Raw genomic sequence first — 21,486 nt, forward strand, 5'->3', positions numbered from 1 at the left:
CCACCGGGTGTGGTCACGGCCCGTCCGCTCGGCTGCGACCCCCTGACGTTGGGCGCGCTTCAAGGTAAACTCCTCGGCCTTCGCAGGAGCCGCCATGAATTATCGCCACGCCTTCCACGCCGGCAATCACGCCGATGTGTTCAAACACCTGACCTTGACCCGTCTCATCGCTTTGATGTCGCGCAAGGAGCAGCCCTTCGCCTATCTCGATACCCATGCGGGCATCGGGCTGTACGACTTGCAGGGCGATCAGGCCAATCGTACCGGCGAATACCTTGAAGGCATCGCGCGGTTGTGGGGCCAGGAGGATCTGCCCGCGCTGACCGCCGACTACATGAAAGTGCTGCACGAAATGAACCCGGACGGGCAGTTGCGTTACTACCCGGGGTCACCGGAACTGGCGCGGCGCCTGACCCGTCCACAGGATCGGGTACTTCTGAACGAAAAACATCCAGAAGACGGTGTGCTGCTCAAGGACAACATGAAAGGCGATCGTCGCGTGGCGGTGCACTTGGGCGAAGGCTGGCATGTGCCCCGGGCGCTGCTGCCGGTGGCGGAAAAGCGCGGCCTGATGCTGATCGATCCGCCCTTTGAACAGCTGGACGAGATGCAACGCTGCGCCGCGTCACTCAAGGAGGCCATCGGCCGGATGCGCCAGACTGTGGCAGCAATCTGGTACCCGGTGAAAGACCAGCGGATGTTGCGCCGCTTCTACCAGGACTTGGCCGGCACCGGTGCGCCGAAATTGTTGCGAGTGGAATTGCTGGTGCATCCGTTGGCCACGCCCAATAGCCTGAACGGCTCCGGCTTGGCGATTGCCAATCCGCCATGGGGGCTGGAGGAGGAATTGCGCGAGCTGCTGCCTTGGTTGTCGAAGAAGCTTGGGCAGACCCAGGGCGGCTGGCAGATGGATTGGCTGATCGCTGAAAGCTGATCAGATGCATTGATACCGTCTGATAGGGCGCCTTCGCGAGCAAGCCCGCGCCCACATTGGTCAGACTCAGAACCCTGTGGGAGCGGGCTTGCTCGCGAAGCTTTTCAGCGGCAAAAAGTCAGATCGGGCAAGTCACGCCCGTACCGCCAATTCCGCAATAACCTTCAGGGTTCTTCGCCAGGTATTGCTGGTGATAGGCCTCGGCGAAGAAGAACGTCGGGGCTTCTTCGATTTCGGTGGTAATGACGCCTTTGCCGGCCTTGGTCAATTCAGCCTGAAATACTTGCGCGCTGTGCTTGGCGGCAGCCAGTTGGGTTGGGTTGGTGGCATAGATCACCGAGCGGTACTGGGTGCCGATGTCATTGCCCTGGCGCATGCCCTGGGTCGGATTGTGCAGCTCCCAGAACATCTTCAGAAGCTGCTCGTAGCTGACTTTTTCTGGCTCGTAGACCACCAGGACCACTTCGCTGTGGCCGGTAAGGCCCGAGCAGACTTCTTCGTACGTCGGGTTCGGCGTAAAGCCACCGGCGTAACCCACCGCTGTACTGACCACGCCTTCGCGCTGCCAGAACTTGCGTTCCGCGCCCCAGAAACAGCCCAGGCCGAAGATCGCGAAATCCACGTCCATGGCAAACGGACCCAGCAGCGGCGCATCGTGGACGAAGTGTTTTTCCGGCACGGTCATTGGGGTTTCGCGGCCAGGCAGAGCTTGTTCTTGAGTAGGGAGCACGTTTTTGTTCACCAGGATTTCCGAGCGCAAGACCATCATCAGTCCTCTCAGTCAGATTGAGTTGAGCGAATGTAAGCAATGAGACCGTCAGTGTGCCCGAGTGTTACACCGCTTGTCAGGCAATTGGGCCGCGCGGATAACGCTTGAGCTTCTCGATCAGCTCCGCGCCGGGGATCGGTCGGTCGAACAGGTAGCCCTGGCCGACGTCGCAGCGGTGGCGCCGCAGGAACGCCAGTTGCTGTGCGGTTTCGATACCTTCGGCCACCACCTTGAGTTTCAGGTTGTGGGCCATGGCGATCACCGCGGAAGTGATTTCCATGTCGTCCTGGTTGTCCGGAATCTCGTGGATGAAGCTGCGATCGATCTTGATGATGTCGATCGGGAATTTTTTCAGGTAACTCAGGGATGAGTAACCGGTGCCGAAGTCGTCCATGGCCAGGGTCAGGCCCAGGCGCTTGAGTTGGTCGAGCTGCAGGTGGGTGTCTTCGGTGGCCTCCAGCAGCAGACCTTCGGTCAGTTCCAGTTCCAGCAGGCGGGCCGGCAGTTGTTCTTCCTTGAGGATGCTGGCGATCGAGGCGACCAGGTCCGGGTCGGAGAACTGCTTGGGCGAGAGGTTGATCGCCACTTGCAGGTTGCCCAGGCCAGCGGCGGTCAATTGCTTGCTCATGCGGCATGCCTGACGGGCGATCCATTTGCCGATGGGGATGATCAGGCCGGTTTCTTCGGCCACGCTGATGAACTGGTCCGGGCGAATCATGCCCTTCTCGGGATGGTTCCAGCGCAGCAGCGCCTCCATGCCCAGCAAGCGACCGCTGCGCAGGCACAGTTTTGGCTGGTAGAACACGTCCAGCTCGTTCTGGGTCAAGGCGCGGCGCAGGTTGTTTTCCACGAACAACTTGTAGCTGGCCTCGGCGTTCAGCGCCTCGGTGAATACCTGGACCTGATGCTTGCCGTTGGCTTTGGCCTTGTGCAGGGCGAGTCCGGCGTTGCGCATCAGGGTCTGGGGGTCGCGGCCGTGCAGTGGCGCGCAGGCCAGGCCCACGGAGCCGGTCACGCTGATCAGTTGGTTATCGACGAACATCGGCTTGTCGAGCGTCATCAGCAACTGGCTGGCGATCTGCTGCCCGGCCTCCAGGTCGGTGTCGTCCAGCAGTACGGCGAATTCATTACTGGCGAACCGTGCCAGGCTGCCGCTGGGGCTCAGGCTGTTGCGCAGGCGGCGGGCCAGGCTGATCAGCAGCTTGTCGCCGGTCTGATGGCCGAGGCTGTCATTGATGCGCTTGAAGTTGTCGATGTCCACCAGCAACAGGCTGATGGGCGAATCGCTGTCCCGGGCAAAGCGCTCATCGAGGTTGCGGATGAACGCCGGGCGGTTGCCCAGGTTGGTCAGGTTGTCGGTGTAGGCCAGGCGCTCGATGCGCTGCTGGGCCAGTTTGGTCTGGGTGATGTCTTCGTAAATGCCGATGTAGTGGGTCAGTTCACGGTTATCGCCATAGACCTTGGAAATCGACAATTGGCCCCAGTAGGGTTCCAGATTCTTGCGTCGGCTCTTGAATTCACCTTGCCAGCTATTGCTCTGGGCGAGGGCCGACGGTGCATCGAACAGCAGCTCGCTGAGGTTTTCCAGGGCCGGTAGTTCCGACAGTCGCTGGCCGTGGACTTCCTCGGTGGAATATTGGGTGATGGCGGTGAAGCTGGGGTTGACGTATTCCACCACGCCGTCGCAATTGACCAGCAGGAACGCGTTGGCGCTCTGCTCCACGGCGCGCTGGAACAAGTGCAGGGCGTTGGTGGCGGTCCGGCGGTTGTGGTTGTTGATGACCTGGGCGAACTGGTCAGCCAGTTCACCGGCAAAGGCGATCTCGTCGGACTGCCAGGCGCGGGTGACGCCTATCTGCTCCAGGCACAGTACGCCCACCACCTGGCCGTCGATACGAACGCTGGCGTCGAGCATGGCGTTGACTTCGCGGGTGCGCAGGCTTGCGGCCATTTCCCGGGTACGCGGGTCGCGCATCGCATTGTGCGCGTCGATGGCGCGGCAGGTCTGCAGCGCCTCCATGTAGTCAGGAAACTCGTTGGCGTTGATCACGTCCGGCAGAAAGTAGTCTTGGGAGGCGCGGTTATAAGCCGAAATCGGCACCAACTGGCCATCTTCCAGGTTCCAGATGCTGGCGCAATCAATCTGGTAGATGTCGCAGGCGCTGCGGGTGATGAGCTCGGCGGCTTCCTGCAGGGAATTGTTGGCGCTGTAGCGCTGGCGGGTCAGCAGCAGGATCAGGTCCTGCTGGGCGCGCACCCGGTCCAGGTGTTGCAGCTGCTCCTGCTGGGCGCGCTGGTTCAGTTCCAGGGCAATTTGCAGGCGCGAGTTTTGAGTTTCCAGGTCCAGGGCCGGCATCGACGGCTCGCTTGCCAGCAAATCGTCCACGGCCAGCAGGTAGCCGCGTAGTAGATGGCGATTGTGCTGTTTATAGGGCTCGCCCATTTCCAGCATATTCATGGCGCCCTTGGCGGTGTGGAGCGTGTAGCGGATCAGGTAATGCGGGGCCTGGGCCAACTGCTGCTGGATCGCATCGTGGAGTTGATAGCGCGCTTCGGGCTCCATCAGGCTGGCGTAGGGCGAACTGACCAGCGAGCAAAGCTCGACGGCCGGCAGACCGAAGTAACGCTCGCAGTTGGGGTCGAGGAACAGCAGCGCCCAGCTTGCTTCATTCAGCCGTTCGAAACGCAGCATGCCGAGCCGCGAGGGCACCGGTAACTGCGTCACTACCTCGGCCGCCATACGGCTGGCGGCATCGGGTTGGCTTTTCATGGGGAAACTCGCTTCGAAAATGCTGATCGCGCCGGGCTGACGCCCTCGTTATTACGGACTGCCGCAAGGTTGCATCATTGCGGCACTGGCTGACAAGAGAGATGAAGGCCAAGTGCTATAAACCTTTTATCGGCCGACGAAGGGATTTCTCCAGTCGCCCGCCGATCAGACGGCATGGGTGGTTATACCACCCGTCAGCGCAGCGGGATATCTACTGTCTGTAATGGGCTGCCATCACGGTCGTGAAACGTGACCTGAACGCTCTGCGCCGTGACTTTCAGGTGGGCGAAGTTGTCCTGGCTGATGACCTTGCCGCTCAACCCATAGCGATAGTCCCCGCTGGGCGTCCGAGCCATGGCATCACCAAAAATAAAACTCGCGGCGCTGGCATAAGGAAGCAGTTTGCTGTTGCAAAACGGCGAGGAAACGATGGTATGTACCTCGAAGTCAGGGTCCTGGCTGTGACTCAGGCGACTGGTGAGAGAGCCATGGACGTCGCCGGACACGAAAATAACGTTCTTGATCCGATGGCGGCGAACGGTTTCCAGCAGGCGCAGACGCTGTTCCGGGAAGGCCTGCCAGGCGTCCGAGGTATTGAGCTTGCGGTCCGGGTAGAACATCACGCCGGTCACGATGAACTTGACCCGCGCCGGACTGTTGACCAGCCATTTGATCAGCGATCGTTCCTGCGCTTGATCCAGGATACGTCGATCATCCGGCGATAGATTGCGCTGGGTCCGACTGTCGGTGACGAACCATTCGATATCGCCGTGAGCGAACTGATACCAACATTGTCTCAATGGTTTGCTTAATGTTCCGTCACTTAACAGTTCATGTGCCGGACTATGGCTGGCTTGATAAAGCGCATAGGCGTCCATGGCATTGGCATAAAAGTTTTCGTCGCCTTTTTTCTTGCTGGCAGGCCAATTATCTTTGATTTCATGATCGTCGAGAATCATGTAGCTCGGTGTTCCCGCTATCAACTTTCTAATATGCGGCTGGGAAAAGGCGGTGCGGTATTTGAAAAGAATATCCTTTGGGTTCCGGTCCGGGGCGACAATATTCAAATCGTCTAGATAAACCTGGTCGCCGGTCATCACTACAGCACTGATCGGCGGGTCGGCCTGGGCCACGATGCGGTTGATGCCAGCGAAAGTCCGGTCGCCCAGTTCAGGTCTGGAGGGGACGCCGGCCGTCACCCGCAGGTAGCGGCAGGAACCCACGATATAGCTGCGCGGTGCACCGATTTTGCTGGACGGCGTGCGCATCTGGTAAATATCCCGAGGCCATTGCAGCGGCAGTTCCTGAACGGTTTCGATTGTATGAGTAGGGCTCAGGCGGCTGAACCAGCCGGCTTGGTATTCATAGGCGGTATCGGCTTGAAGGTTCTTCAATACGATGACATCGGACATGTCGCGGTAAGCATGCAACTGAACAAAGTGTCCTTTCGACCAGATTGAATCTCCCTGGCGCCGGTAACGGATGGCGGCAAATACCAGGCTGTTCTTATCGTTATCCCCTCGCAGGAATATCCGCGTGTGATGAGGTGTCGTGTGGCCGACAATAGGGCCAACAGTGGGTTTGAACATCATTCGAGTCCATTCGAAGTTAAAGTTTTTTAGGTAAGTAGTTAATGGCTTCCCTGAACTCATCCTAAAGCGATGCATGGGATAAATATTGATAGGAGAGGGGGCGCGTGTTGTGGGAAACGTCCAATAGATGACGTAGTCATCTAGGTGAAGTGCAGTAGGAAAGTTGGGCCCTGGAACGGGCTGCTCTGCAAGTTCGACTTTATTTCAGGCAAAAAAAAGCCCCGCCAAACGGGCGGGGTTGAGGTACGAGCGTGGCGCTCGGAAAACAGCGGTCCGAAGGGCCCTCCGTGGGGAGGGCCGCCCGGTGTTACAGCAAGATGGTACGGATGTCGCCCAGCAGGTCGCTCAGACGCTTGGTGAAGCGTGCAGCGGCGGCGCCGTTGATCACACGGTGATCGTAGGACAGCGACAGTGGCAGCATCAGCTTCGGCTGGAAGGCTTTACCGTCCCAGACGGGCTGGATGGTGGCTTTGGAGACTCCCAGGATCGCCACTTCCGGCGCGTTGACGATCGGCGTGAAGCCGGTACCGCCAATGTGGCCGAGGCTGGAAATGGTGAAGCAGGCACCCTGCATGTCGTCGGCGGTGAGCTTTTTGCTCCGGGCTTTTTCGGCCAGGGCAGCGGCTTCGCCAGCCAGTTGCAGCAGGCTCTTCTGGTCGACGTTGCGGATGACCGGTACCAGCAGGCCTTCCGGGGTGTCGACGGCAAACCCGATGTGCACGTATTTCTTGCGAATGACAGCCTTGCCGCTTGGGGCCAGCGAGCTGTTGAAGTCCGGCAATTCCTTGAGCAGGTGCGCACAGGCCTTGAGCAGCAGGGGCAGCACGGTCAGCTTGACGCCAGCCTTCTCGGCCACGGCTTTTTGCGCGACGCGGAAAGCTTCCAGTTCGGTGATGTCGGCCTGGTCGAACTGAGTCACGTGTGGAATGTTCAGCCAGCTGCGATGCAGACTCGACGCGCCGATTTGCATCAGGCGAGTCATTGCCACTTCTTCGGTTTCGCCGAAGCGGCTGAAATCCACTGCCGGGATCGGCGGGATGCCCGCACCACCGGTAGCGCCTTCGGCCGGAGCGTTCTTGGCCTTCTGCATCATGGCCTTGACGTAAGTCTGCACGTCTTCTTTCAGCACGCGGCCATGTGGGCCGCTTGGGCTGACGGCGGACAGCTCGACACCAAATTCACGGGCCAGCTGACGCACCGCAGGGCCGGCATGCACCTTGGCACCGCTGGGTGCAGGTGTGGCGGCAGGAGCAGGAGCTGTCTCGGCCTTGGCGGCAGGCGCGGCAGCCGGAGCCGGAGCTGGAGCGGCTTCGGCCTTGGCGGCAGGCGCAGCAGCCTGGGCTGGGGCAGCAGGTGCCGCAGCACCGGCCACTTTCAGCTTCAGGATCAGGTCGCCGGTGCCCACTTCGTCTTCCAGCTTGATCTCGACGCTTTCCACCACGCCGGCGGCCGGCGACGGGATTTCCATGCTGGCTTTGTCGGATTCCAGGGTGATCAGCGACTGGTCGGCTTCGACGGTGTCGCCGACCTTGACCAGCACTTCGATGATCTTGGCCTTGCCCGAGGAGCCAATGTCCGGAACATGAATGTCCTGGACCGTGGCAGCGGCAGGCGCGGCGGCAGGGGCGGGAGCCGCCTCGGCAACCGGTGCGGCGGCAGGCTTTTCAGCCGCTGCCGGGGCAGCAGGAGCCGCCTCAGGCGCGGCAGCGGCGCCCTCGACTTCCAGCTCCAGCAGTTCGTCGCCTTCTTTCAGGCGATCGCCTAGCTTCACTTTCAGGCTTTTGACGATACCGGCCTTCGGCGCAGGCACTTCCATGCTGGCCTTGTCCGATTCAAGCGTCAGGATGCTCTGCTCGGCTTCGATACGGTCGCCGACCTTCACAAACAGTTCAATTACTTCACCTTCACCGCTGCCGATGTCAGGTACGCGAATGAGTTCGCTCACGGAAATTCTCCTCAGCAGTCCAGTGGGTTGCGTTTTTCCGGATCGATGCCGAACTTGACGATGGCCTCGGCCACCACCTTGGGTTCGATATCGCCACGGTCAGCCAGGGCTTCCAGGGCTGCCAACACAACGAACTTACGGTCGACTTCGAAGAAGTGACGCAGCTTCTTGCGGCTGTCGCTACGGCCGAAACCGTCGGTGCCCAGCACCTTGAATTCCTTGGAAGGAACCCACTGACGGATCTGCTCGGCGAACAGTTTCATGTAGTCGGTAGAAGCGATGACCGGACCTTTGCGGCCGTTCAGGCATTCTTCGACGTAGCTCAGTTTCGGCTTCTGGCCCGGGTGCAGACGGTTGCTGCGCTCCACGGCCAGGCCATCGCGACGCAGTTCGTTGAAGCTGGTAACGCTCCACACGTCAGCGCCGACGTTGAACTCTTCACGCAGGATCTTCGCTGCTTCACGCACTTCGCGCAGGATGGTGCCGGAGCCCATCAGCTGGACGTGGTGCGCCGCTTCGCGGGTGTCTTCTTCGAGCAGGTACATGCCCTTGATGATGCCTTCCTCCACGCCGGCCGGCATGGCTGGCTGCTGGTAGGATTCGTTCATCACGGTGATGTAGTAGAAGACGTCCTGTTGCTCTTCGGTCATCTTCTTCATGCCGTCCTGGATGATCACCGCCAGCTCGTAGCCGTAGGTTGGATCAAAGGTGCGGCAGTTCGGGATGGTGGCAGCCAGGATGTGGCTGTGACCGTCTTCGTGTTGCAGGCCTTCGCCGTTGAGCGTGGTCCGGCCGGCGGTACCGCCGATCAGGAAGCCACGGGTCCGGCTGTCGCCAGCGGCCCAGGCCAGGTCGCCGATACGCTGGAAACCGAACATCGAATAGAAGATGTAGAACGGCAGCATCGGCTGGTTGTGGCTGGAGTACGAAGTACCGGCAGCGATGAAGGAGCTCATGGCGCCTGCTTCGTTGATGCCTTCTTCGAGGATCTGGCCCTTCTTGTCTTCCTTGTAGAACATCACCTGGTCTTTATCGACTGGCTCGTAGAGCTGGCCGACGGAGGAGTAGATGCCCAACTGACGGAACATGCCTTCCATACCGAAGGTACGGGCTTCGTCCGGGATGATTGGAACGATGCGCGGGCCGATTTCCTTGTCCTTGACCAATTGCGCGAGGATCCGCACGAAGGCCATGGTGGTGGAAATCTCACGGTCGCCCGAGCCGTCAAGGATGGCCTTGAGGGTATCGAGCGATGGGGTCGGCACGCTGAAGCTCTGGGCGCGGCGCTGGGGCACGAAACCACCCAGTGCGGTGCGACGCTCGCTCAGGTAGCGGGCTTCGGCGCTGTTGGGCTCCGGCTTGAAGAACGGCAGGTTTTCCAGTTCCTCGTCCTTGACCGGGATGTCGAAGCGGTCGCGGAACAACTTCAGGCTGTCGACGTCGACTTTCTTGGTGTTGTGCGCAGTGTTTTTCGCTTCGCCGGCACCGGTGCCATAACCCTTGATGGTCTTGGCCAGGATGACGGTCGGTTGTTCCTTGTGGTTGACCGCTTCGTGGTACGCCGCGTAGACCTTGTACGGGTCGTGGCCGCCACGGTTGAGCTTCCAGATCTCGTCGTCGGACAGATCGGCAACCATTGCCTTGAGTTCAGGCGTGTTGAAGAAGTGCTCACGGACGAACGCGCCGTCCTTGGCCTTGTAGTTCTGGTATTCGCCGTCGATGACTTCGTCCATGCGGCGCTGCAGGATGCCGTCGACGTCCTTGGCCAGCAGTGGGTCCCAGAAACGGCCCCAGATGACTTTGGTCACATTCCACTGGGCGCCACGGAACACGCCTTCGAGTTCCTGGATGATCTTGCCGTTGCCGCGAACGGGGCCGTCGAGGCGCTGCAGGTTGCAGTTGATGACGAAGATCAGGTTGTCCAGCTTCTCGCGGCCAGCCAGGGAGATCGCGCCCAGGGATTCCGGCTCGTCGCACTCGCCGTCGCCCAGGAAGCACCAGACTTTCTGCTTGCCTTCGGGAATGAAGCCACGGGCTTCCAGGTACTTCATGAAACGCGCCTGGTAGATGGCCTGGATCGGGCCCAGACCCATGGATACCGTCGGGAACTGCCAGAAATCAGGCATCAGCCAAGGGTGCGGGTAGGACGACAGGCCCTGACCATCCACTTCCTGGCGGAAGTTGTTCATCTGCTCTTCGCTGATGCGGCCTTCCATGAATGCACGGGCGTAAACGCCTGGCGAGGTGTGGCCCTGGAAGTAGATCAGGTCGCCGCCGTGTTCGTCGGTCGGGGCCTGGAAGAAATAGTTGAAGCCGATGTCGTACAAGGTTGCGCTGGAGGCGAAGCTGGAGATGTGACCGCCCAGGTCAGAATCTTTCAGGTTCGTACGCATCACCATGGCCATCGCGTTCCAGCGTACCAGCGAGCGAATGCGGCGTTCCATGAACAGGTCGCCGGGCATGCGTGCTTCGTGGGTAACGGGGATTGTGTTGCGGTATGGCGTGGTGATGGCGTAAGGCAATTGCGAACCGCTGCGGGTTGCGAGTTCGCCCATACGGGTCATCAGATAGTGAGCACGGTCTTCGCCTTCTTTGTCGAGAACCGATTCCAGGGCGTCCAGCCATTCCTGGGTTTCGACGGGATCGAGGTCTTGCATGGCTTGCTCCAGGGCGGAAAGGCTACCAGAATCGGTTGCCTGAGTTTGCGACTGGCCTTGTGGGCAGACGGTATAAATTCTTGGATTGCCGAAGGTTGTTTCGGCGGCGTGTAGTTTTACTACAAATCGTCGGCCGTTTCAGCCTTTCGAATGTATAGACGAGTAGTAAAACTACACATGAGCGGCTTATGGCCCCTCGTTTCGTTGTGAGAATAATCGTTACTGTTGGTCGTTAGCCAACTCGTACAGGTAAAAACTTGATGTCGGCTGCCAATAAAATCAGATTTTCAGCTATTTATCATCTTTGTTCGACAGTCGATCAGGTAGTGGCAGTTGAAAAAACACTACATCCAGCCTTTCCCCGCGCCGATCAAGGATAGACCATGAGCCTGCCCCCGCTTACCGAAGTTCCGGCAATTCTCCAGTCATTGGTCAGTCGTGCCGAGCAGTCGTTCCGTGCGGCGGTCGCTTCCCTGGACGACGACCACGGGCTGTCCACCTGGGCGCCCGAACGCTGGAGCGAGTTCAACCGTGTCGCCGCCGCCAGTGATTTTTTTATCGAGCAGAGTGTTCGTGACCCCTCTATGTTGCTGGAACTGGTGCGCAGCGGCGAACTGGACCGCCACCTGGCTCCCGGCGAAATGTGCGCTCAGATTGGCGCAGCCGTCCAGGCCGCCGAGACTGAAGACGAACTGGGTCGCATCCTGCGTCGCCAGCGCAGCCGCCAACAGGTGCGGATCATCTGGCGCGACCTGACCCGCCAGGCCGACCTGGTCCAGACCTGTCGCGATCTCTCCGACATGGCCGATACCTGCATCGACCAGGCCTATCAATGGCTGTACCAGCGCCACAGTCAGCAATTCGGTACGCCTACCGGGCGGCGCAGTGGTGAACCGCAGCACATGGTTATCCTGGGCATGGGCAAGCTTGGTGCGGTGGAGCTGAACCTGTCGTCGGACATCGATCTGATTTTCGCCTACCCCGAGGGCGGCGAGACTGTTGGCGCCAAGCGGGCACTGGATAACCAGGAGTTTTTCATTCGTGTGGGGCAGCGCCTGATCAAGGCCCTGGACCCGATGACCGTCGACGGCTTCGTATTCCGCGTCGACATGCGCCTGCGCCCCTATGGTTCGGCCGGAGCGCTGGTGCTGAGTTTCAACGCGCTGGAGCAGTATTACCAGGATCAGGGCCGTGACTGGGAACGCTACGCGATGATCAAGGCGCGGGTGGTGGCGGGTGACCAGGTGGCCGGCGCGCAACTGCTCGACATGCTGCGTCCGTTCGTTTATCGCCGTTATCTGGATTTTTCCGCCATCGAAGCGCTGCGCACCATGAAGCAGTTGATCCAGCAGGAAGTGCGGCGCAAGGGCATGGCCGACAACATCAAGCTGGGTTCGGGCGGCATCCGCGAGGTGGAGTTCATTGCCCAGGCGTTCCAGTTGATCCATGGCGGTCGTGACTTGAGTTTGCAGCAGCGCCCGTTGTTGAAAGTGCTGGCGACCCTGGAAGGCCAGGGTTATCTGCCGGCCAAGGTGGTCGATGAGCTGCGCCAGGGTTATGAATTCTTGCGTTACACCGAACACGCGATCCAGGCCATCGCCGACCGCCAGACCCAGATGCTGCCGGACACCCCGCAGGATCAGGCGCGCATTGCGTTCATGCTGGGTTTTGCCGACTGGGCGGCCTTCCATGAGCAATTGATGTACTGGCGCGGTCGCGTAGCCTGGCACTTCGGCCAGGTCATCGCCGACCCGGATGAAGAGCAGGACGGCGAAAGCGAAGTGACGGTGGGCGGCGAATGGTTGCCGCTGTGGGAAGACAGCCAGGATGAAGGGGCGGCGTGTCGTCAACTGGAGGAGGGCGGCTTCGCCGACGCACCCAAGGCGCTCAAAGCCCTGGCCGCCCTGCGCGGCAGTGCGCAATTGCGCGCCATGCAGCGTCTGGGGCGCGAGCGTCTGGATGCATTCATTCCGCGCCTGTTGGCCCAGGCGGTGGAGCATGCCAATCCGGACCTGGTGCTTGAGCGCGTATTGCCGCTGGTGGAAGCCGTGGCGCGCCGATCGGCCTATCTGGTGCTGCTGACGGAAAATCCCGGCGCCCTGCGACGCCTGCTGACGCTGTGCGCGGCGAGCCCGTGGATTGCCGAGCAGATCACCCGCTTTCCCCTGTTGCTTGATGAATTGCTCAACGAGGGGCGACTTTTCAAGCCCCCCCTGGCGCCGGAACTGGCGGCGGAGTTGCGTGAACGCCTGACACGCATCCCCGAGGATGATCTCGAGCAGCAGATGGAGGCCCTGCGGCATTTCAAGCTCGCGCACCGTTTGCGGGTGGCCGCCTCGGAAATCGCCGGCAGCCTGCCGTTGATGAAAGTCAGCGATTACCTGACCTGGCTGGCCGAAGCAATTCTTGAACAAGTGCTGGCCCTGGCCTGGCGCCAGACCGTGGCCAAGTATGGCGTGCCGCTGCGCACTGACGGCAGCCTGTGCGATCCGGGCTTCATCATTGTCGGTTATGGGAAAGTCGGCGGTCTGGAATTGGGGCATGGTTCCGACCTGGATCTGGTGTTCATCCACGATGGCGATCCGCAGGCGGAAACCGATGGCCCGAAACCCATCGACGGCGCGCAGTTTTTCACCCGGCTCGGCCAGCGAATCATCCATTTGCTGACGGCCCAGACCAACTCTGGACAGCTCTACGAAGTGGACATGCGCTTGCGGCCGTCCGGGGCGTCGGGGTTGCTGGTCAGCTCCCTCGGGGCTTTTGCACGCTATCAGGAGAACGAGGCCTGGACTTGGGAGCATCAGGCTTTGGTGCGGGCTCGGGTGCTGGTGGGCAGCCAGGACGTGGGTCAGGCGTTCGAGAAGGTTCGTGCCCAGGTGCTGGGGCGCAAGCGTGATTTGTCGACGCTGCGCCAGGAAGTCAGCGAGATGCGCGCCAAGATGCGCGATAACCTCGGCAGCAAGGTCACCGCTGCCGGAACCGCAGCGAATGCCTTTGAAGCCACCGCGCCGTTCGACCTCAAGCAGGATGCCGGAGGTATCGTCGACATTGAATTTATGGTGCAATACGCGGCCCTGGCGTGGTCCGAGGAGCACCCGTCGCTGCTGCGCTACACCGATAACATCCGCATTCTGGAAGGGTTGCAGGACGTCGGGCTGATGCCGGTCGAAGACGCTACCCTGCTGCGCGAGGCCTACAAAGCCTACCGCTCAGCCGCCCACCGCCAGGCTCTACAGAAAGACGCCGGGGTGATTGCAGGCGACCAGTTTGTGGATGAGCGCAGGCAGGTGCTGCGAATCTGGCGAGAACTGGGGCTGAGCTGAAGATTTAAATGTGGGAGCGGGCTTGCTCGCGAAGGCGGAGTGTCAGGCGACATTGATGTTGGATGTGCCGGCCCCATCGCGAGCAGGCTCGCTCTCACAATGGATTTGTGGTGCTGCACCATACTTGAAGTAGATGAATTTCCCTGTGGGAGCGAGCCTGCTCGCGATAGCGGAGTGTCAGGCGACATTGATATTGGATGTGAGAGCCTCATCGCGAGCAGGCTCGCTCCCGCAGTTGTAGAGTGACGGCAGCAGGCAACGTCCTAAGCCACAGTGATTGTCGAGGCGGGGAGGCGTAGGCCTCCCCGCATCGTTTTTGGAAGCCACATGAATATTCTGATCGTAGGGCCCAGTTGGGTCGGTGACATGGTGATGGCGCAGACACTGTTTCAGTGCCTCAAGCAGCGCCACCCACAGTGCGAAATCGACGTGTTGGCCCCCGAGTGGAGTCGGCCGATTCTTGAGCGCATGCCCCAGGTGCGCAAGGCCTTGAGCTTCCCGCTCGGCCACGGTGTGCTGGAGCTGGCGACCCGTCGACGCATCGGCAAGTCCCTGGCCGGTCAGTACGACCAGGCGATCCTGTTGCCCAATTCGTTGAAATCGGCACTGGTGCCGTTCTTCGCCAGTATCCCCAAACGCACCGGCTGGCGTGGCGAGTTCCGCTACGGCTTGCTCAATGACGTGCGCACGCTGGACAAAGAACGCTACCCGCTGATGATCGAGCGCTTCATGGCCCTGGCCTACGAGCCAGGTGCCGAGTTGCCCAAGCCGTATCCGCGCCCAAGTCTTGCGATCGACCCGGTGACCCGCGAAGCGGCGCTGGCCAAGTTCGGTCTGAGCCTGGACCGCCCGGTACTGGCTCTCTGCCCAGGCGCCGAATTCGGTGAGTCCAAGCGCTGGCCGGCGGAGCATTACGCCCAGGTCGCCGAGACGAAGATTCGCGAAGGCTGGCAGGTCTGGTTGTTCGGTTCGAAAAACGATCATTCGGTGGGCGAGGACATCCGCTCGCGCCTGATCCCGGGCCTGCGGGAGGAGTCGGTGAACCTCAGCGGCGATACCTCCCTGGCCGAAGCCATCGACCTGTTGTCCTGCGCCGATTCGGTGGTGTCCAACGACTCCGGCCTGATGCACGTGGCCGCCGCCCTGAACCGGCCACTGGTGGCCGTGTACGGTTCCACTTCGCCGGGCTTTACGCCGCCGCTGGCCGAAAAAGTCGAAGTCGTACGCCTGGGCATCGAATGCAGTCCGTGCTTCGACCGCACCTGTCGCTTCGGTCATTACAACTGCCTGCGCCAGCTCAGGCCGCCGTCGGTGAACGATGCCCTGGGGCGTTTGCAGGGCGCACCGGTGGAGGTTCAGTAACTTGCGGGTATTGCTGATCAAGACCTCTTCGCTGGGGGATGTGGTTCACACCCTGCCAGCGCTGACCGACGCGGCGCGGGCGATTCCCGGCATCAGGTTCGACTGGGTGGTGGAAGAAGGCTTTGCCGAAATTCCTACCTGGCATCCGGCGGTGGATACAGTCATTCCGGTGGCGATTCGTCGCTGGCGCAAGAACCTCTGGCAAACCATCAAAAGCGGCGAGTGGCGACGTTTCAAGCAAAGCGTGCGTGCCAAGAAGTACGATCTGGTGATCGACGCCCAAGGCCTGCTGAAAAGCGCCTGGCTGACCCGCTACGTCAAGGCCCCGGTGGCAGGCCTGGATAAAGAATCGGCCCGCGAACCCCTTGCAGCGCGCTTCTATTCCCGTCGCCTGGGCGTGGCTCGCGGTCAGCATGCGGTAGAGCGCGTGCGCCAGTTGTTTGCTGTGGCACTGGGTTATGACCTGCCCAAAACCATGGGCAGCTACGGCCTGAATGTCGATCGCCTGGTTGAATTGCCGCGCAGTTACCCTTACGTGGTGTTCCTGCACGGCACGACTTGGGAATCCAAGCACTGGCCTGAGCTCTACTGGCGTCAACTTGTTGAGCGCATGGGGCAGTTCGGCGTCGTGGTGAAGCTGCCATGGGGCAGCCCGCTGGAGAAAGCCCGGGCCGAGCGGATTGCCAATGGCCTGCGCAACGCCCTGGTATTGCCAAAGCTGAATCTGGGTGGGATGGGCAAGGTGTTGGCCGGCGCACAGGCCTGTGTGGCCGTGGACACCGGCCTTGGCCATCTGGCCGCGGCCCTGGATGTGCCGACCATTTCATTGCTCGGCCCCACCAACCCGGTGCTGACCGGTGCCTATGGCAAGGGGCAGATTCACCTCGCCAGTGATTTCCCTTGCGCGCCCTGCATGCAGAAACAATGCACTTATCCGCCGACCGCCGAAGATGCCCGTCGGTTTGACCTGAAACGCGAGCAGCCTCTGTGCTTCACGCGTCTGAATCCCGAGCGTGTTGCCAGCCACTTGAGCACGTTATTGGCTGAGGAGCCGCGCTGATGCAATTGGCTTTTGTCCTTTATAAATACTTCCCTTTCGGCGGCCTGCAGCGTGACTTCATGCGCATCGCCCTGGAATGCCAGCGGCGTGGTCACCAGATCCGCGTCTACACGCTGATCTGGGAAGGTGACGTCCCGCCGGGCTTCGAAGTGCTCGTGGCGCCGGTCAAGGCGCTGTTCAACCACCGTCGCAATGAAAAACTCAGTGCGTGGATGGAAAATGACCTGGCCAAGCGTCCGGTCGACCGTTTGATCGGCTTCAACAAAATGCCCGGCCTGGACGTGTATTACGCCGCTGACGGCTGCTTTGAAGACAAGGCGCAGAACCTGCGCAATTCGCTGTACCGGCGTTGGGGGCGTTACCGCCACTTTTCCGAGTACGAGCGAGCGGTATTCGCCAAGGATGCCAAGACCGAAATACTGATGATTTCCGAAGTGCAACAGCCTTTGTTCATCAAGCACTACGACACGCCGCTGGAGCGCTTTCACCTGCTGCCACCGGGCATCGCCCAGGATCGTCGCCGGCCCGCCGACGCCGATGAGGTTCGCGCCGCGTTTCGTGCTGAATTCGATCTGGCCGATGATGACCTGCTGCTGGTGCAGATCGGTTCCGGGTTCAAGACCAAGGGCGTGGATCGCAGCCTCAAGGCCCTGGCCGCGCTACCTTCGCAGCTTAAAAAACGCACCCGCCTGTTTGTAATCGGCCAGGACGACCCCAAAGTATTCCAATTGCAGAGCGCCGCGTTGGGGCTTGGTGACAACGTACGCTTCCTCAAGGGCCGCAGCGACATTCCGCGTTTCCTGCTGGGCGCCGACCTGTTGATCCACCCGGCGTACAACGAGAACACCGGTACCGTACTGCTTGAAGCGCTGGTGGCCGGCTTGCCGGTGCTGGTCAGCGCGGTGTGTGGATACGCCCATTACATCGCCGAGGCCGACAGTGGCCTGGTCTTGGACGAGCCGTTCGAACAGGCGCAGCTCACCGAGTACCTGGGGCGGATGTTGGGTGACGCCGACGCACGCGCGGCCTGGAGCCGCAACGGTCTGGCCTTCGCCGAGACGGCCGACCTCTACAGCATGCCGCAGCACGCGGCCGATGTGATATTGGCGGAGCACGCACAATGAAATTGATGCTGGCCGAACCGTTCAAGAGCCTTTGGGCCGGACGCGATGCGTTCGCCGAAGTCGAGGCGCTCAAGGGCGAGGTCTATCGCGAACTGGAAGCCCGGCGCACCTTGCGCACGGAGGTGGATGGTCGTGGCTTTTTCGTGAAAATCCACCGTGGCATCGGTTGGCGCGAGATCTTCAAGAACCTGCTGACCGCCAAGTTGCCGGTACTGGGTGCGGGACAGGAATGGAAAGCCATCCAGCGCTTGCAGCAGGTCGGTGTGCCGACCATGACCGCCGTCGCCTATGGCGAGAAAGGCAGCAACCCGGCCGACCAGCATTCGTTCATCGTCACCGAAGAACTGGCGCCGACCGTCAGTCTTGAAGATCTCAGCATGGACTGGGTCAAGCAGCCGCCACAGCCGAAGCTCAAGCGGGCCCTGATCGCCGAAGTGGCGCGCATGACCGGCATGATGCATCGGGCCGGGGTCAACCATCGCGACTGCTACATCTGCCACTTTCTGCTGCACACCGATAAGCCCGTGACCGCCACGGATTTCAAACTTTCTGTGATTGACCTGCACCGTGCGCAGATCCGTCCGGCCATCCCCCTTCGTTGGCGCAACAAGGACCTGGCGGCGCTGTATTTCTCTGCACTGGACATCGGTCTGACCCGGCGTGACAAGTTGCGCTTCCTCAAGGGTTATTTCCAGCAGCCGCTACGGCGGATCCTGGCCGAAGAAGCTTCGCTGCTGACCTGGCTCGAAGGCAAAGCCAACCGGCTTTATGCGCGCAAGCTGCGGTACGGGGGCGCGCTCTGATGTCGGGTTGGGTACTGGAGCCTTCCTACGCTGAGCTGGCAGAGGATTTCGGCAGTCTTGATGCAGTGTTCGCCCTCGAGGGCGAGCGTCTGACGCGGGACCCGCTGTCCGAGGTGATTCGGGTACAGCGCAGCGGCGTGAATTACTATGTCAAACGCTACACCGGGGCCGGCAAGGGGCTGCGGCGATACTTGGGTAAGCCGCGGGTCAAGTCCGAATGGCAGAACCTCAAGCGCTTCGCCAAGTGGGGCATCCCCACTGCCGAAGTCGTGGCCTGGGGGCTGGAGCGACGTGGCGCAGCCTATGACCGTGGCGCGATGATCACGCGCGAGCTGCCGGGCACCGAAGACCTCTCGGCATTGGCAAGGCGTCACGATCCAAGGCTGGCCAATCGTGCCTGGGTCGACGGGGTGAGTCGGCAACTGGCCGGCTATACCCGGACCATGCACGAAAATCGTTTTACCCATAACGATCTGAAATGGCGCAACTTGCTGATCGACGAGCAGTCACGGCTGTTCTTTATCGATTGCCCCAACGGCGATTTCTGGCGCGGTTTCTGGCTCAACTATCGCATCACCAAAGACCTGGCGTGCCTGGACAAGGTCGCCAAGTATCATTTGTCGGCCACTCAGCGCCTGCGTTTTTACCTGCAGTATCGCCAGCGTAACCGGCTCGATGCGTGTGACAAGAAGCGCATCCGTCACGTAGTGAGATTTTTCGAGGGGCGTGAATGACTGATTTTCTGGCGACTGAAGACCAGTCATTGTTGCAACGCCACGGCCTGGATAGCTTCGAAGCCCTTTGGGACCTGCAATTGGATGCGGTGGATGAACCCAACACCGCGGGCGGCGGTTGGAGCAGTGTCTTCCGGCTGGAACTGGAAGGGCGGGGTTATTACCTCAAGCGCCAGAGTAATTACCTCACCAGGACGTGGTCCCACCCCTTCGGCGAGCCCAGCTTTTCCCGGGAGTTTCGCAATATCAGCCGCTACCGCCAACTGGGGATTCCGGCCCTGCAAGCGGTGTTCTATGGTCAGCGCAATGTGGGCGGGGAGGTGCGGGCGATTCTGCTGACGCGTGCCCTGGACGGTTGGGATGACCTGGATTCATTGCTGCAACGCTGGTCCAGCCTGGCGGCGACGCAACGCGCCACCGTCCTGCAGGCTTGCGGGCAGTTGGCGCGACGTCTGCACGGCATGCGCCAGGTCCATGGTTGCTTCTACCCCAAGCACATTTTTCTGCAAGCCACCGCCAGTGGCTATCAGGCGCAGTTGATCGACCTCGAAAAGACCCGGCCGCTATTGTTCGGTCAGCGGGATCGAATCAAGGACCTGGAGCCCTTGCTGCGTCGCGCGCGAGCCTGGAGTGACGACGATGTGCGCCAGATGCTCTGCACCTACCTGGATCAACCGCTCAAGAGTGCACTGGTTGACCGCTGGATGACTCGTCTGACCGCCCGGCGCAGCCATAAGGAGGCTCGTTGATGCATTTATCCGAATTGAAGAACGCCGGCCGCAGTCCCAGCCTGCCTTTGAGCCTGGAGCTGGCGGACGCCGCCGGCCCGGCGCAATTGCAGCTGCTTTCCCTGTTGCGTGTGTTGCCGGGACAGCGCTACGTCGGTGCTGGCGTCTGGCGCGGTCGTCCGGTGTTGGCCAAGTTGCTGGTCGGCAGTAAAGCGGGCAGGCACTTTCACCGCGAACTGCAAGGCGTGCGCCTGCTGGCCGAGCAGGGGCTGACTACGCCGCTGTTGCTGGCCGATGGCCTGAAAGAAGGCGAGGGTGGCTGGCTGCTGTTCGAATTGCTCGAGGGGGCCGAAAGCCTCGGGGACGCCTGGAAACAGGTCGAGGGCCTGCCACTGCTCGCCGACGAACAAACGGCGGTACTGGCCGAGGCGTTGGGAGCGATTGCACAACTGCACAGCAAAGGCCTGTGGCAGGAAGACTTGCACCTGGACAATCTGTTGCGTCACGGCGGCAAACTCTATTTGATCGACGGAGGCGGCATCCGCGCCGAAACCCCGGGCCAGCCATTGTCGCGCAACAAAGTGCTTGAAAACCTGGGGGTATTTTTCGCCCAGTTGCCCAAATCCCTCGAGCCTTTCAACGAAGAGTTGTTGGTGCATTACCTGCTGGGCAACGCCGAGCACGCATTGCCCATGGAGGCGCTGCAAAAACAGATCGACAAGGTGTACGCCTGGCGCCTGAATGACTTTCTGGAAAAAGTCGGGCGTGAGTGCAGTCTGTTCAGCGTGCAGCGTGGTCCGTTCGGTTTGCGAGCGATTCGTCGTGATGAAGAGGCGGTCATGGCGCCGGTACTGGAGCAGGCCGATGCCTTGCTTGACCAAGGCCACTTATACAAGACCGGTGGGTCGGCGAGCGTTGGTAAAGTCGATGTGGACGGGCGCTCTGTGTTGATCAAGCGCTACAACATCAAAAACTTCGCCCACTGGCTCAAGCGCTTCTGGCGTCCGAGCCGCGCCTGGCATGCCTGGCGCGAAGGTCATCGCCTGACGTTCCTCGGTATCGCCACGCCCAAGCCGCTGGCGCTGCTGGAAAAGCGTTTTCTGTGGCTGCGTCGCGGCGCCTACCTGGTGACCGAGCACCTGTCGGGGCCTGACATCATCGAACGCCTGGCCCCTTACGTCGAAAACGGCGCCGCTCCCGAGCCTGAGTTGCTGGCGCTGGACCGGTTGTTCGCCGGCCTGATCCGCGAGCGTATCAGTCACGGCGATTTCAAGGGCCACAACCTGCTCTGGCAGGACGATCGCTGGGCGCTGATCGACCTGGACTCCATGTGCCAGCACCGCAGCCTCTCCAGCTTCACCCCCGCCTATGCCAGGGATCGTGCGCGGTTCATGCGCAACTGGCCGCAAGACAGTGCGTTGTATCAGGTGATTGATCAGCGGTTGCCCAAAAGCTTTTGAAGGGTGCCCCGATAGCTGCTTTGGCACGTCTTCTGTGTAGGAACTGCTGAAGGCTGCGATCTTTGTTTTACCCCTTGAGGTTCAAGGGAAAGATCAAAATCAAAAGATCGCAGCTTCGGCAGCTCCTACGAGGCTTGCCAACGCTTTTAAGCTATAATCCCGCCCTTTAGCTGCCCCGCGCCCCGGCGTGCGGCACATCTTTTTTCGAGGCGTTTGTCGCCTCGC

14 protein-coding genes are annotated in these 21,486 nt (G+C 60.8%); 9 read left to right on the top strand and 5 right to left on the bottom strand.

Going from position 1 to position 21,486, the window contains the following annotated elements:
* Window positions 1–94: 94 nt before the first annotated feature.
* Window positions 95–934 (top strand): 23S rRNA (adenine(2030)-N(6))-methyltransferase RlmJ, encoded by an 840-nt coding sequence (locus PSH91_RS02460; protein WP_076382940.1) that lies wholly within the window; start codon window positions 95–97, stop codon window positions 932–934.
* Window positions 935–1,052: 118 nt separating this feature from the next.
* Here PSH91_RS02460 and msrA read toward each other — a convergent pair whose 3' ends face one another.
* From msrA to aceE, 5 genes are all read right to left on the bottom strand, one after another.
* Window positions 1,053–1,700 (bottom strand): peptide-methionine (S)-S-oxide reductase MsrA, encoded by a 648-nt coding sequence (gene msrA / locus PSH91_RS02465; RefSeq protein ID WP_047226186.1) that lies wholly within the window; start codon window positions 1,698–1,700, stop codon window positions 1,053–1,055.
* Window positions 1,701–1,779: 79 nt separating this feature from the next.
* A complete protein-coding gene (locus tag PSH91_RS02470; RefSeq protein ID WP_047225915.1) occupies window positions 1,780–4,473 on the bottom strand; it encodes a bifunctional diguanylate cyclase/phosphodiesterase in 2,694 nt (897 codons plus the stop codon).
* 194 nt (window positions 4,474–4,667) lie between these two features.
* The gene (locus PSH91_RS02475) at window positions 4,668–6,062 is read right to left on the bottom strand and encodes an alkaline phosphatase D family protein (RefSeq protein ID WP_107321429.1); all 1,395 of its coding nucleotides are present in this window, start codon (window positions 6,060–6,062) and stop codon (window positions 4,668–4,670) included.
* A 310-nt stretch (window positions 6,063–6,372) separates the two neighbouring features.
* On the bottom strand, window positions 6,373–8,010 hold the full coding sequence (gene aceF, locus PSH91_RS02480) for a dihydrolipoyllysine-residue acetyltransferase (RefSeq protein ID WP_288911019.1): 1,638 nt from the start codon (window positions 8,008–8,010) through the stop codon (window positions 6,373–6,375).
* A gap of 11 nt (window positions 8,011–8,021) precedes the next feature.
* Window positions 8,022–10,667 (bottom strand): pyruvate dehydrogenase (acetyl-transferring), homodimeric type, encoded by a 2,646-nt coding sequence (aceE, locus tag PSH91_RS02485; RefSeq protein WP_047225912.1) that lies wholly within the window; start codon window positions 10,665–10,667, stop codon window positions 8,022–8,024.
* A 383-nt stretch (window positions 10,668–11,050) separates the two neighbouring features.
* On the opposite strand from aceE, the gene glnE reads away from it, so the two are divergent.
* From glnE to PSH91_RS02525, 8 genes are all read left to right on the top strand, one after another.
* On the top strand, window positions 11,051–13,990 hold the full coding sequence (gene glnE / locus PSH91_RS02490) for a bifunctional [glutamate--ammonia ligase]-adenylyl-L-tyrosine phosphorylase/[glutamate--ammonia-ligase] adenylyltransferase (RefSeq protein WP_305467191.1): 2,940 nt from the start codon (window positions 11,051–11,053) through the stop codon (window positions 13,988–13,990).
* Between the two features lie 327 nt (window positions 13,991–14,317).
* Window positions 14,318–15,352, top strand: coding sequence for a lipopolysaccharide heptosyltransferase II (gene waaF, locus PSH91_RS02495; RefSeq protein ID WP_305467192.1), 1,035 nt, complete (start codon window positions 14,318–14,320; stop codon window positions 15,350–15,352).
* Window position 15,353: 1 nt separating this feature from the next.
* Window positions 15,354–16,412 carry a lipopolysaccharide heptosyltransferase I gene (gene waaC / locus PSH91_RS02500; protein WP_047225909.1) on the top strand — a complete coding sequence of 353 codons (1,059 nt, stop codon included), beginning with the start codon at window positions 15,354–15,356 and terminating at the stop codon, window positions 16,410–16,412.
* Window positions 16,412–17,536: a glycosyltransferase family 4 protein gene (locus PSH91_RS02505; protein ID WP_139048600.1), complete on the top strand. Its 1,125-nt coding sequence runs from the start codon at window positions 16,412–16,414 to the stop codon at window positions 17,534–17,536. Before waaC ends, PSH91_RS02505 begins: the two co-directional genes overlap by 1 nt.
* Window positions 17,533–18,339 (top strand): lipopolysaccharide core heptose(I) kinase RfaP, encoded by an 807-nt coding sequence (rfaP, locus tag PSH91_RS02510; RefSeq protein ID WP_047225907.1) that lies wholly within the window; start codon window positions 17,533–17,535, stop codon window positions 18,337–18,339. The genes PSH91_RS02505 and rfaP overlap by 4 nt, the downstream gene beginning before the upstream one ends.
* Window positions 18,339–19,073 carry a lipopolysaccharide kinase InaA family protein gene (locus PSH91_RS02515; protein WP_076382932.1) on the top strand — a complete coding sequence of 245 codons (735 nt, stop codon included), beginning with the start codon at window positions 18,339–18,341 and terminating at the stop codon, window positions 19,071–19,073. The genes rfaP and PSH91_RS02515 overlap by 1 nt, the downstream gene beginning before the upstream one ends.
* Entirely contained in the window at window positions 19,070–19,822 is a 753-nt protein-coding gene (locus PSH91_RS02520) for a lipopolysaccharide kinase InaA family protein (RefSeq protein ID WP_076382930.1), read from the top strand. Before PSH91_RS02515 ends, PSH91_RS02520 begins: the two co-directional genes overlap by 4 nt.
* The gene (locus PSH91_RS02525) at window positions 19,822–21,261 is read left to right on the top strand and encodes a lipopolysaccharide kinase InaA family protein (protein ID WP_173407454.1); all 1,440 of its coding nucleotides are present in this window, start codon (window positions 19,822–19,824) and stop codon (window positions 21,259–21,261) included. Before PSH91_RS02520 ends, PSH91_RS02525 begins: the two co-directional genes overlap by 1 nt.
* Window positions 21,262–21,486: the final 225 nt, after the last annotated feature.

The sequence above is a fragment of the Pseudomonas sp. FP1154 genome (assembly GCF_030687245.1).
GTDB lineage: Bacteria > Pseudomonadota > Gammaproteobacteria > Pseudomonadales > Pseudomonadaceae > Aquipseudomonas > Aquipseudomonas rhizophila.